Origin of the sequence: Saccharopolyspora antimicrobica (genome assembly GCF_003635025.1) — a bacterium.
Lineage (GTDB): Bacteria > Actinomycetota > Actinomycetes > Mycobacteriales > Pseudonocardiaceae > Saccharopolyspora > Saccharopolyspora antimicrobica.
In genome coordinates this window covers 4268413-4281056 of the sequence record NZ_RBXX01000002.1, presented here as the reverse complement: position 1 = coordinate 4281056, position 12644 = coordinate 4268413, and the positions used below count along the sequence as shown (strand labels likewise).

The window sequence follows — 12644 nt, the reverse complement described above, 5'->3', positions numbered from 1 at the left end:
AACTGGCCGCGCCCGCCGTCCGGTGCGGGCTGGGCAGCGCAATCGCGGAAATGGCGCAACCCCGGGTGGCGGTGCGGCCACCCGGGGTTCGGCCTCCAGCTCGGGTTCACCCACGCAACTTGCACGGCCGCGGGTTCCCAGCGGCCGCCTGGCGAGGCGGGCGCTGAGGCTCCGCTACCGGCAACGCTACGCAAGGTGAGTGCAGCGGAAAAACTCGTCAGCTGCGCTGGTAGTCCTCGCGACGGGGGCCACGCGACTGCGGCGAGCGCTGGCCCTTGCGGTGCGGGCGGCGGTCACCGCCGCGGTCGCGACCGCCATCCCGGGCGGGACGGCGGGGGCGGCGGCTGATGAACTCGCCGTCCGCGCGGCTGATGCGCAGGCCACGCCCGGCCACCTGGGTGTTGCGCAGCTTGCTGAGCAGCTCCTCCGGCAGGTCGGCGGGTAGCTCGATCAGCGTGTGCTCGTTGCGGATGTCGATGTGCCCGATGTACTTGCTGGGCACGCCGCCCTCGTTGGCCAGCGCCCCGACCAGCGCGCGCGGGGTGACCCGGTTGCGGCGGCCGACCTCGACCCGGTAGGTCTCGGTGTCGGAGCTGTTCGGGTGGAAGGTCGGGCCTTCGCGGCGCGGCGGCTCCGGCTCGGCCTCCAGCAGCAGCGGGCGGTCGCCCTGGGCCATGGCGGCCAGCGCGGCGGCGATCTCCGCGGCGGGCACGTCGTGGGTCTGCTCGTACTCGCGCACCAGCTCCTGGAACACCTCCAGGCCGCCCTTGGCCAGGGTGTCGGTGATGCTCTGCGCGAACTTGGCCAGCCTGCGGTCGTTGACCGCGTCGATCGTCGGCAGGTCCATCTGCTGGATCTGCTGGCGGGTGGCCCGCTCGATGGCGCGCAGCAGGTGGCGCTCGCGCGGCGAGACGAACAGGATCGCCTCACCGCTGCGCCCGGCGCGGCCGGTGCGGCCGACGCGGTGCACGTAGGACTCGGTGTCGTGCGGGATGTCGTAGTTGAGCACGTGCGAGATGCGCTCGACGTCCAGGCCGCGGGCGGCGACGTCGGTGGCCACCAGGATGTCGATCTTGCCGTCCCGGAGGTGGCCGATGGTGCGCTCCCGCTGCGCCTGCGCGATGTCGCCGTTGATCGCCGCCGCGTTGAAGCCGCGGGCCTGCAGCTTCTCCGCGAGCTCCTCGGTGAGCTGCTTGGTGCGGACGAAAACGATCATCGCGTCGAAGGACTCGACCTCGAGGATCCGGGTCATCGCGTCCAGCTTGTTCGAGCCGCGCACCGGCACGTAGCGCTGGGCGATGTTGGTGCCCGTGCTGGTCTTGGTCTTGACCGAGATCTCGGCCGGGTCGTTGAGGTAGCTCTGGCTGATCTTGCGGATCGCGCCGGGCATGGTCGCGGAGAACAGCGCCACCTGCCGGCTCTCCGGCACGGCCTGCAGGATCCGCTCCACGTCCTCGATGAAGCCCATCCGCAGCATCTCGTCGGCCTCGTCGAGCACCAGGTTCTTGAGCCCGGTCAGGTCGAGCGAGCCCTTCTCCAGGTGGTCGATCAGCCGGCCGGGGGTGCCGACCACGACGTGCGCGCCGCGGCGCAGGCCGGCCAGCTGCGGGCCGTAGCCGGTGCCGCCGTAGATCGGCAGGACGTGGAAGCCGGGCAGGTGCGCGGCGTAGCGCTGGAAGGCCTCGGAGACCTGGATGGCCAGCTCCCGGGTGGGGGCGAGCACCAGGGCCTGCGGGCCGGTGGCCTTGAGGTCGAGCTGGGACAGGATGGGCAGCGCGAACGCGGCGGTCTTGCCGGTGCCGGTCTGCGCCAGACCCAGCACGTCCCGCCCCTCCAGCAGCAGCGGGATCGTCTGCGCCTGGATCGGGGAGGGGGTTTCGTAGCCGATCTCGGTCAGCGTCTGGCGGACGCGCGGGTCGAGGTCGAGCTCGTCAAAGGTCTGCATGCTGAACGCGGGTCTCCTCGGTGGGGTCGACAGGGGGCTGATGGATCGCGGAAACGGCCCGGTACTGCCCGCCTAGGTGGGGGCGAGGGGTCGGCGCGGTGGTTCTGCCCGACCACGGGGCTGTCGCTTGCGCTTGTCGAACCGCGCGTTCCGCTGGACGCACACCCTGTTGCCAGTCACCCGCAGCTCGATGATTCTCAGCCAGGAGCGGCGACCTCCGGGTCACCGCACCAGCGATTCAGCCTAGCGATCGGGATCCGGGCCCGCCGCGCCGCCCCGGCACAACGGGACGCACATCACGTCCGGACGTCCAGCCGGAGCCCGTGCGCGGCCTCGTCGCGGGTCAGCAGCCGCACCTGCTGCCAGCCACGCGGCACCTCTCCCCCGCGCAACCTCCGGTACATCCGGTCCGCGCGCTGGACGTGCCGCTGGAACGAGGTGCGGCGGATCAGCCGGCCTCGCTGCTGCTGCCCGGCCAGCGCGTCGCGCGGATCGGCGTGCAGCCACACGAGCACCCGCTGCCGTCCGCTCAGCCAGCCGAAGGCCACCAGCATGGCGCGGGTGGTGGCCCGGGTGGCGGGCTCGTGCGCGACGACCGGGCCGGAGGTGGTCAGGCAGTACCAGGCGATGCGGCTCCGGTGCGCCAGGTGCACCACCGGCCGGTAGTAGCGGTAGGGCAGCCGGGCGGGCAGGACCTCGCGCAGGCGCGCGCGGACCTGCTCGGAGTCCAGCGCCGAGATGCCGGCGTCCGACCGGAGCTTGCCCAGCACCGTGCTCTTGCCCGCGCCTGGCAGTCCGGCCAGGACGACGAGGGATCGGCGGCCGACGCGCACGGTCGGCGGGGGGTTTGCGACCACTGGTGGTGAGTCCCGTATGTCCACGACGAGCACTAGATTACGCGTCGATCGATCTTGCCCGGCAGGTCCGGCCCCGGTGCCGCACCCGGCGAAACGCGGTTCCAATTAAGGATTTTTCATCCGGCCTGGTGGCCGCCGTCCCGGAACGGGAAGAGGCGGCCCGCCTCCCCTGCGAGCCGCCTCACAGCACCAGCCCCCTGGTGCACCTCCCAGTCCGCCCGGATGGCCCTTCCCCTGCCATCCGCGCGGGTCCCCCGTTGCGATCGCCAGGCCCGGAATCACCCGCCCGACCCCCAGTGCGGGCGGGTGCCCCCTCCGGTTCCCCCTGACTTCCCTCGTCGCACTGAGAAGTCTGCCGCCCGGAGCGCCCCGGCGAGACCGTGAAGCTCCCTGAGTGCGGCTGCGTATTGCTACTCACCTCGGCCCGCGCCTGGCCGGAAAATCACTCACGAAAGGCGGGAGGGCGCCTCCGGCCGGATGGCCGAAGACGCCCTCCCACCAGGCACGGGTCAGATCGCCTCGGGGCCGGTCTCCCCGGTGCGGACGCGGACCACGGTGTCCACCGCCGTGACCCACACCTTGCCGTCGCCGACGTTGCCGGTGCGGACGGCGTGCACGATGCCGTCCACCACCTCGTCCACGGCCGATTCCTCGACCAGGACCTCGACGCGCAGCTTCTCGATGAAGTCCACCGGGTACTCGGCGCCCCGGTAGACCTCGGTGCGGCCCTTCTGCCTGCCGTAGCCCTGCGCCTGGCTGACCGTCATGCCCAGCACCCCGAGCCGGGCCAGCGCCTCCTTCAGGTCGTCCAGTTTGGACGGTTGCACGATCGCGGTGACCAGTTTCATGCGCGGCTGTCCTCCAGTTCGCGTGCCGCCTCGCCTGCCGGGGTTCGGCGGGCGGAGCCGCGGTCGCCGAAGTGGTACGCGGCCTCGGCGTGCTCGGTCTCGTCGATGCCCACGGCCTCGTCCTCCTCGCCGGCCCGGAAGCCGACGACCGCCTTCACCAGCAGCGCCAGCACCAGGCTGAGCACGAACGAGTACACCAGCACCGCGACCGCTCCGACGGCCTGCCGCCACAGCTGGTCCAGCCCGCCGCCGTAGAACAGGCCGTCCACCCCGGCCGGGGCGGCCGAGGACGCGAACAGGCCGATCAGCAAGGTGCCCAGCAGACCGCCGACCAGGTGCACGCCCACCACGTCCAGCGAATCGTCGTAGCCGAAGCGGAACTTGAGGCTGACCGACAGCGCGCAGGCCGCACCGGTGATGGCGCCGATGGCGATGGCGCCCAGCGGGGTCACCGAGGAGCAGGCCGGGGTGATCGCGACCAGCCCGGCGACGATGCCCGAGGCCGCGCCGAGCGTGGTGGCGTGGCCGTCGCGGATGCGCTCCACCAGCAGCCAGCCGAGCATCGCGGCGCTGGTGGCCACCAGCGTGTTGACCAGGACGATCGCGGCGGTGGTGTTGGCGGCCAGCGCGGAACCGGCGTTGAACCCGAACCAGCCGAACCACAGCAGCGCCGCGCCGAGCACCACGAACGGCAGGTTGTGCGGCTTGCCCGGGTCCTTCGGCCAGCCGGTGCGCTTGCCCAGCACCAGGGCCAGCGCCAGCGCCGCGGCACCGGCGTTGATGTGCACCGCGGTGCCGCCTGCGAAGTCGATCGCGGCGATCCGGTTGGCGATCCAGCCGCCGACCGCGGTCACGTTGCCCGCCTCGTCGGTCGTGTCGAAGGCGAAGACCCAGTGCGCGACCGGGAAGTACACCACCACCGCCCACAGCGCGGCGAACAGCAGCCAGGGCCCGAAGCGGGCGCGATCGGCGATCGCGCCGGAGATCAGGGCCACCGTGATGATCGCGAACATCGCCTGGAAGCCGACGAAGGCCAGGGTGGGGATCGTGCCGGAGAGCTGCTCCTCGCCGAGCAGCGAGCCGAGTCCGAAGAACTCAGCGGGGTTGCCGAGCAGACCGACGCCGCCCACGTCGGAACCGAACGCCGTGGAGTAGCCGACGAGCACCCACAGCACGCCCACCACACCGATGCTGCCGAGGCTCATCATCAGCATGTTGAGCACGCCGCGGGAGCGCACCATGCCACCGTAGAAGAACGCCAGACCAGGGGTCATGAGCAGGACCAGAGCCGCGCTCACGAGCACCCACGCGGTGTCGCCTGAATTCACATCGCCTCCCGTGCGAACCGAGTTGCGCCGCATCATCGGGAGCGTCTGTTTCAGCCGGCCCGTTCCGCTGTTTCAGCGCGGTGAAATCGGCCGCACGGTGTGTTAAGCGCGTGTTGTGAGAGCACTGTCGGCGTAGCCGTCCGCGCTTGTGCAAGCGGCGCCAGCCGCTTCGAGTGCGCACGCAGGTCGACCACCCGCGGGTTCTGAGTGCTTTCCTGGCGAGGACGGCCCCTCCGCCGTGTATTCGTTCATACATCAGGAGGGGCACCCGCAGTCCAGGGAAGCACTCAGGTTCCGCCAAGCGACCACCCACGCGACGCAACCACTATCAGGCTCTGAGAGCGCCGCCTTGTTGCACTGAGGGAACCTGGCGGTGCCGGCAGGCGAGCAGTCCTGAGATCAACCAGGCGGTGCAGCAGGCCAGCAGGAGCACCAGCGGGGCTGTCCAGTTGCCCGCCAGGTCGTGCAGCAGCCCGATCAGCAGCGGGCCGGTCGCGGCGATGAGGTACCCGCCGCCCTGCGCCATCCCGGACAGCGCGGCCGCGGTGTCGCTGTCCGGCGAGCGCAGCCCGATCACCGTCAGCGCCAGGCCGAACGACGCGCCCTGCGCGATCCCGAGCAGGATCACCGACGGCCACACCGCGGCCACCGGACCGACCAGGATCCCGGTGAACCCGAGCGCGATGCACACCGCCAGCGTGGTGGAGATCGGCCGCTGGTCGCGGAAGCGGCGGCACAGCACCGGAACCGCGAGCGACCCGGCGGACTGCACCGCCGCCTGGATGCCGAGCGCCAGCCCGGCCAGCCCGGCGCTCATGCCCCGGCCCTGCAGCATGGTCGGCAGCCAGCCGAACACCACGTAGGCCATCGCCGACTGCAGCCCCATGAACGCGGTCACCTGCCAGGCCAGCGGGGTGCGCCACAGCGCCCCCGGGCGCGAGGGCTGCGGCGGCGCACCGGAACCGCGGCGCAGGACGAAAGCGCTGATCACCAGGGCCACCAGCACCGGAATCGCGAGCACTCCGAGCGGGGCCTGCCAGGCCGAGCCCAGCGCGTTGCCGACCGGCACCACGATGCTGGCCGCGAACGCGCCGCCCAGCGTCAGGCACACCGTGTACACCGCCGTGATCACCGGGATGTTGTCCGGGAAGTCGCGCTTGATCAGGCCGGGCAGCGCCACGTTCGCCACCGCGATCGCGGCTCCGACGACGACCGTGCCCGCCAGCAGCGTCCAGGTCGAGCCGAGCGCTCGCAGCGAGTTGCCGACCACCAGCACCACCAGGCAGCCGACGACCACCTTCTCGTCGCCGAACCGCTGCCGCAGCACCGGCGCGACGAACGCGAACACGCCCAGGCACACCACCGGCAACGTGGTCAGCACCCCGCCGAAGGTGTTCGACACCCCGAGGTCCTGCTGAATCCGCTCCAGCAGCGGCGCCACGGCGGTGAACGGCGGCCGCAGCGCCAGCGCGACCAGCACGATCAGCACCATGGTGGCGACCGCGGCCTTGCCCGCAGCGCGCTCGGGTGCCCGCTGGACTCCGGTACTCACTGCGCAGTTCCCCTCTCGTCGACGACGCCCCGCAGCGACGTCAGGCACGGTTCGATCACGGCTTGAGCAGCCCGGGCGGCGGCCTCGGGATCGCGACCGGAGATCGCGTCGAACAGCGCGCGGTGGGCCTCCGGACCGCCTTCGCTCAGCGCGCTGTCCGCGCGCAGCGCCACCAGGCTCTCGCGAAGACGTTCGCGCAGGTAGCGGTACATCTCGGTGAGCAGCGGATTGCGCGCGGCGTCGACCACGGCGGAGTGGAACTCCACGTCGGCGGCACCGAACTCCTCCGGCGACGCGGCCCGGTCGCGCCGGTCCAGCAGCTCGCGCAACCGCGCCACGTCGGCGTCCTCGCGCCGCTGCGCCGCCAGCCGCGCGGCCTGCACGTCGTAGGCCAGCTGCACCTCGAAGACATCGCGCAGCGCGGCCAGCCGCAGCTGCCGCAGCATCGGCGTCGGATCGGCCGCGGACACCACGAACGTCCCGGCGCCCTGCCGGGCTTCCAAGCACCCCAGCTGCACCAACGCCCGAACAGCCTCCCGAACGACGGCCCGGCTCACGCCGAGCTCGGCCACCAGGTCCTGCTCGGTGGGTATCCGCTCTCCCGGAGCCCAAGCCCCCTGCGCCAACTGCTCGCTGAGCGCGGCGATGACCTCGTCGACGGAAGACCGCCGCCCGACAACTCGCATCCCGAAACCTCCCGCCAGACGGTATGCGACACGTCAGTCGTCAGACAAATTTTCCGCCTGGTGAGAACCACCACCAACCACCGTGATCATCCCGACAAACAGCCGCTCACCATGACAAAACGGATACCGTTCGAGCTGCCAGCGCAGTTGATCTCCAGCCGCCTGCTTCCGCTGGAAGCGCCAGCGCGGTCAGTCAGGTGCACAAGTCGAACGAGGTGAAGGTGGATAGCTTCCGTTCGGAGCCGAGGCGGACGCCGTTCCAGATCGCCCTCTGGGGCGTGGCCGTGCTGTCGCTGGGCGCGTACTTCGCCTCTACGTGGTTTCAGAACTCCGCGCTGAGCCTTCTCTTCAACACCACGCTCTGGCTCTCCTTGTTCGCCACGAAGACTCTCCGATACAGACAGCTGACGGACGACGAACGCGAAAGCGAGCCCAGCCAGGTGGCGTCCTCAGCGGGCCCAGAAGAGCAGCAACTCGTCCGGCGGAGCAACGCGCTGTCTCGCGGCGTGCAAGTCGCGTGTCAGGCCGCGTGGTCGTAGACGGTGACCGGCACTCCGCGCGCTACGAGGCGGTCCTGGATCAGCGGCTCCACCTGGGGCCACTCGCCGCCCGCGAGCCCGCAGCCGATCCGGGGCATGTGCACCGACGCACCCAGTTCGAGCGCTTTGTCCGCGACCGAGCCGAGCGCCGCGTCGATCGCCTCGTACCGCACGGGCACGCCCTTGCTGCCCCTGCGCATGCCGCGCTGGCCCACCATGTTCGCCACCCAGATCCACTGGCCGGCCTGAACGAACTGCACGGCGCCCAACGCGAAGTCGTTGCCCGCGCGCTCGCGGTGCCACCGCCGGTACTCCTGCTCCGGCTCCGGCCAACGACGGGAGATCGCGACGACGAACCCCTTGCCCCATCCACCCAGGTCGTTGCAGACATGAGCGATCACCTTGACGCCCTTGCCCTGCGGAGCAGTCGCGTCTCCCCGCACGTAATCGATCCCGGCCACGACCTCAACCTAAGTCCCGCCACCGACACCGGAGACCGAATTTCCACCGGCAAACCCCGGACAGCAGACGGCCCCCGCACCCTGGTGCGGGGGCCGTCCGGGTCGGTCAGTCGAGGAGGGCGTCCACGAAGGCTTCCGGCTGGAAGGGGGCCAGGTCGTCCGGGCCTTCGCCGAGGCCGACCAGCTTCACCGGGACTCCCAGTTCTCGCTGGACCTGGAAGACGATGCCGCCCTTGGCCGTGCCGTCGAGCTTGGTCAGGACGATGCCCGTCACGTCCACCACCTCGGAGAAGACGCGGGCCTGGATCAGGCCGTTCTGGCCCGTCGTGGCGTCCAGGACCAGGAGGACCTCGTCCACCTGGGCCTTCTTCTCCACCACGCGCTTGACCTTGCCCAGCTCGTCCATCAGGCCCGTCTTGGTGTGCAGGCGGCCGGCCGTGTCGACCAGGACCGCGTCCACTGCGGTGTCCGAGCCGCGGCTGACCGCCTCGAACGCCACGCTCGCCGGGTCCGCGCCCTCCTTGCCGCGGACGACCTCGGCGCCCACCCGGCTGCCCCAGGTGGCCAGCTGCTCGACCGCCGCCGCGCGGAACGTGTCGGCCGCGCCGAGCAGGACCGTGCGGCCGTCGGCGACCAGGACCCGGGCCAGCTTGCCGGTCGTGGTGGTCTTGCCGGTGCCGTTGACGCCGACCACGAGCACCACGGCGGGCTTGCCGCCGTCGGCCGGGTCGCCGTGCGGCAGCGCTCGCACCGCGCGCTCCATGTCCGGGCCGAGGGCGTCCACCAGCACCTCGCGCAGCAGGGCACGCGCCTGCTCCGGGGTGCGGACGCCGCGCGAGGCGATCTCGGTGCGGAGGCGCTCGGTGATCTCGGTGGTGGTGGCCGCACCCAGGTCGGCCAGCAGCAGGGTGTCCTCGATCTCCTCCCAGGAGTCCTCGTCGAGGTCACCCGCGCCGAGCAGGCCCAGCAGACCCTGGCCGAAGGTCGACCGGGAGCGCGACAGGCGACCGCGCAGCCGCTCCAGGCGGCCGGCCGTCGGTTCGATCTCCTCGATCTCCTCGACGGCTTCTGGCTCCGCCGGGATCGGCTCGGGCACCGGCTCGACGCGCTCCTGCGCCGGCACCTCGGGCTCGACAGGCGCTTCGGGCTTCTCAGGGGCTTCGGGGGCCGAGGGCTTCTCCGCGGCCTCCGGAGCCGAGGGCTTCTCGGGAGCCGGCGGCTCCGCCGTCGTCGTCCCGCCGCCGTCCGGGAGCTCGACGTCGACGATGCCGCGGCGCTCGGTGTCGCGCGGGACCGCCGCGTCGTCACCGACGCCGGGCTGGCCCTCCACCTCGGTGCGCTCGCCCGCAGGATGTTCCGGCGGGGCGGCCGTGGTGGTGCCGCCGCTGGACAGGCTGATCCCGCCGTCCGCGCGGTAGCTGCCTCCCTTGACGGGCTCGGTCGGCGCAGTGCTGTCGTCCTGCTCGCTCAGGCTGATCCGGCGCCGGCGGTTCAGCACCACACCGGCGATCACGGCGATCGCCAGCACCAGCACCACGGCGACGATGATCAGAATCACGGTAGAGGTGGTCACGCGCCCATCCTCCCACCTGCTGATTCCGGCGCTGGCACACGCCCCGGACGGGTCGCTGCGCTGAAGCGGTGCAGTGGGCAAATAACCAACAAAACGTGTTCGACGCTTGCATTTGTCATTGACTGTGCAATAGACCACATACGTGAACTGGTGGCGAGTGCTCGGGCTGATCTCCGGCACGTCGATGGACGGCGTCGACGTCGCCGCGGCCGAGCTGCGGCTGGACGGCGACGTGCTGGAGCTCCGGCCGCTGGGCAGCACGACGGTGGCCTATCCCCCTGACCTGCACCGGGACCTGCTGGCGGCGCTGCCGCCCGCGCCGTGCAGCGCTGCGGAGCTGTGCCGGCTGGACACCCTCGTCGGGCAGCACTTCGCCACCGCGGCGGGCGTCGGGCTGGAGTTGGCGGACGGCCGCGCGGACTTCGTCGCCTCGCTGGGCCAGACGCTCTACCACTGGGTTCAGGACGGTCGGGCGCGCGGCACGCTGCAGATCGGGCAGCCCGCGTGGATCGCCGAGGCCACCGGACTGCCCGTGGTGTCGGACCTGCGCGCCCGCGACGTCGCCGCCGGCGGGCACGGCGCTCCGCTGGCCGGTGTCCTGGACGCGCTGTGGCTGGCCGACGAGCCGGGTCCGGGCGTGGCGCTGAACATCGGCGGCATCGCCAACATCACCGTGGTCGGCGGCGCTCGGCCGCTGGCCTACGACACCGGCCCCGGCAACGCGCTGATCGACCTCGCCGCCGCCCGGGTGAACGGAGAACCGCAGGACACCGGCGGTGCGATCGCCGCCAGCGGGACCGTGCGCGCCGATCTGCTGGACGCGCTGCTCGCCGACGAGTACTACCGCCTGCCGCCGCCGAAGTCGACCGGCAAGGAGCGGTTCAACGCCGCATACCTGGACCGGGCGCTGGCTCAGGTCGACATCGCCGACGCCGACCTGCTCGCCACGCTGACCGAGCTGACCGCGCGCACCATCGCCGATGCCTGCCGCGCGGCGGGAGCCGTCCGCGTCGTCGCTTCCGGCGGCGGGGTGCGCAATCCCGTCCTGCTCGCCGCGCTGCGCCGCCTGCTGGACGTCCCCGTGCTGGTCAGCGACGAGCTCGGGCTCCCGGCCGACAGCAAGGAAGCGCTGCTCACCGCGCTGCTCGGGTTCCTCACCTGGCACGGCAGTTCCGGCAACACGCCGGGCACCACGGGGGCCGCCGGGCCCCGGTTGTTGGGCAGCATCACACCTGGAGCCGGACCGCTGCGGTTGCCGGACCCGGCCATCCACCAGCCGAGACGGCTGCACGTGCAGCCCCGCCACACGACGCAGGAGGCGCAGTGCATCCCGTAGACGTCACGATCATCATCGGCTACTTGATCCTCATGCCGGTGCTCGGCGTTGTGCTGGCCGGCAAGCAGCGCTCCGCCAAGGACTTCTTCGTCAGCGACCGGAACATGCCCTCGTGGGCGGTCTGCTTCGCGGTGGTGGCCACCGAGACCTCCACGCTCACCGTGATCAGCACGCCGACCGTGGCCTACCTCGGCTCGTTCACGTTCCTGCAGCTGGCCATCGGGTACCTGATCGGGCGGATCGTGGTCGCGTTCGTGCTGCTGCCCCGCTACTACGGCGGCGAGCTCGTCACCGCCTACGCCTACCTCGGCAAGCGGTTCGGGTCGGGCGTGCAGGTCACCGCGTCGGCGACGTTCCTGATCACCAGGCTGCTGGCCGACGGTGTGCGGCTGTTCGCCACCGCGATCCCGGTGAAGGTAATGCTCTCGGCCGCCGGGTTCGACGTCTCCTTCTGGCAGATCATCCTGGTGATCACGATCGTCACGGTGCTCTACACCTACTTCGGCGGCACCCGCGCGGTGGTGTGGATCGACGCGCTGCAGATGATCCTCTACGTGGTCGGCGGCATCATCGCCGTCGCGCTGCTCGCCGGGAAGCTGCCCGCCGACTGGTTCGGCAACGCCGTCGAAGCCGGGAAGTTCCAGTTCCTCGACTTCGGCTCGTCGATCCTCACCTCGCCCTACGCCTTCATCACCGCCGTCGTCGGCGGGGCGATGCTGTCGATGGCCTCGCACGGCGCCGACCAGCTCATCGTTCAGCGGCTGCTGGCGACGCGGACGTTGAAGGCCAGCCAGACCGCGCTGATCGGCAGCGGCGTGCTGGTCTTCTTCCAGTTCGGGCTGTTCCTGCTGATCGGCACCATGATGTGGTCGTTCTACAACGGGGTGAAGCCCAAGGACATGGGCATGGCCACCAACGACGACCTGTTCCCGACGTTCATCGTCACCCAGATGCCGCCGGGCATCGCCGGCCTGCTGATCGCCAGCATCCTGGCCGCCGCGATGAGCTCGTCGCTGAACTCGCTGGCCACCTCCACCGTCACCGACGTCTACCAGCGGCTCGTCAAGCGCCCGCTGGACGACGGCGCGGTCCTGCGGCAGGCCAAGATCTGGGTGCTGGTGTGGGGCGCGGTGCTGTTCGTGTTCGCCTCGATGTTCACCAACACCGACAACCCGGTCATCGAGCTGGGCCTGAGCATCACCGGGTACACCTACGGCGCGCTGCTGGGCTCGTTCTTCCTGGGGCTCGCGGTGAAACGGGCGAGCCAGACCGACGCGGTGATCGCGTTCCTGGCCACCGTCGCGGTGATGGCGGTGGTGATCCTCGGGATCACCTTCCCGGACGGTGAGGGCGGCCAGGAGTCGCTGGCCTACCCCTGGTACACGCCGCTGGGCGTGCTCGTGACGCTGGTGGTGGGCGGTCTGCTGTCGCTGCGCCACCCCGCGACCGAACCCGAGGTCGAGCACGCCGACAAGCCCTGAGCCACGGGGGTCGGTTCTTCGGCGGGAACCGACCCCGG

Annotated in this window: 11 protein-coding genes; 3 read left to right on the top strand and 8 right to left on the bottom strand. The window is 71.2% G+C overall.

The window, feature by feature from the left end; translation table 11 throughout:
• Positions 1-217: 217 nt before the first annotated feature.
• The 6 genes from ATL45_RS20860 to ATL45_RS20835 all read right to left on the bottom strand — a co-directional run bounded on the left by ATL45_RS20860 (position 218) and on the right by ATL45_RS20835 (position 7216).
• Positions 218-1945, bottom strand: a complete 1728-nt coding sequence (locus ATL45_RS20860; protein WP_093146644.1) for a DEAD/DEAH box helicase — start codon at positions 1943-1945, stop codon at positions 218-220.
• A gap of 296 nt (positions 1946-2241) precedes the next feature.
• Positions 2242-2802, bottom strand: coding sequence for an AAA family ATPase (locus ATL45_RS20855; protein ID WP_246025460.1), 561 nt, complete (start codon positions 2800-2802; stop codon positions 2242-2244).
• Between the two features lie 509 nt (positions 2803-3311).
• Positions 3312-3650 (bottom strand): P-II family nitrogen regulator, encoded by a 339-nt coding sequence (locus tag ATL45_RS20850; RefSeq protein WP_093146645.1) that lies wholly within the window; start codon positions 3648-3650, stop codon positions 3312-3314.
• Positions 3647-4978, bottom strand: coding sequence for an ammonium transporter (locus ATL45_RS20845; protein WP_093147565.1), 1332 nt, complete (start codon positions 4976-4978; stop codon positions 3647-3649). Before ATL45_RS20845 ends, ATL45_RS20850 begins: the two co-directional genes overlap by 4 nt.
• 328 nt (positions 4979-5306) lie before the next feature.
• On the bottom strand, positions 5307-6530 hold the full coding sequence (locus tag ATL45_RS20840; RefSeq protein WP_246025459.1) for a CynX/NimT family MFS transporter: 1224 nt from the start codon (positions 6528-6530) through the stop codon (positions 5307-5309).
• Positions 6527-7216, bottom strand: coding sequence for a FadR/GntR family transcriptional regulator (locus ATL45_RS20835; RefSeq protein ID WP_093146646.1), 690 nt, complete (start codon positions 7214-7216; stop codon positions 6527-6529). The genes ATL45_RS20840 and ATL45_RS20835 overlap by 4 nt, the downstream gene beginning before the upstream one ends.
• Positions 7217-7413: 197 nt before the next feature.
• Between ATL45_RS20835 and ATL45_RS20830 the strand changes: the two genes are divergently transcribed.
• Complete coding sequence (locus ATL45_RS20830; protein WP_093146647.1) at positions 7414-7755, top strand: hypothetical protein; 342 nt, start codon at positions 7414-7416, stop codon at positions 7753-7755.
• On the opposite strand, the gene ATL45_RS20825 is transcribed toward ATL45_RS20830, so the two are convergent.
• Together ATL45_RS20825 and ftsY are read right to left on the bottom strand one after the other, a co-directional pair.
• Positions 7737-8216 (bottom strand): macro domain-containing protein, encoded by a 480-nt coding sequence (locus tag ATL45_RS20825; protein ID WP_093146648.1) that lies wholly within the window; start codon positions 8214-8216, stop codon positions 7737-7739. The genes ATL45_RS20830 and ATL45_RS20825 overlap by 19 nt on opposite strands.
• Positions 8217-8322: 106 nt before the next feature.
• The gene (gene ftsY, locus ATL45_RS20820; RefSeq protein ID WP_093146649.1) at positions 8323-9789 is read right to left on the bottom strand and encodes a signal recognition particle-docking protein FtsY; all 1467 of its coding nucleotides are present in this window, start codon (positions 9787-9789) and stop codon (positions 8323-8325) included.
• A gap of 184 nt (positions 9790-9973) precedes the next feature.
• Here ftsY and ATL45_RS20815 point away from each other — a divergent pair, with 184 nt between their 5' ends.
• Entirely contained in the window at positions 9974-11125 is a 1152-nt protein-coding gene (locus ATL45_RS20815; protein WP_093147572.1) for an anhydro-N-acetylmuramic acid kinase, read from the top strand.
• Complete coding sequence (locus ATL45_RS20810; protein ID WP_093146650.1) at positions 11113-12606, top strand: sodium:solute symporter; 1494 nt, start codon at positions 11113-11115, stop codon at positions 12604-12606. Before ATL45_RS20815 ends, ATL45_RS20810 begins: the two co-directional genes overlap by 13 nt.
• Positions 12607-12644 lie beyond the last annotated feature (38 nt).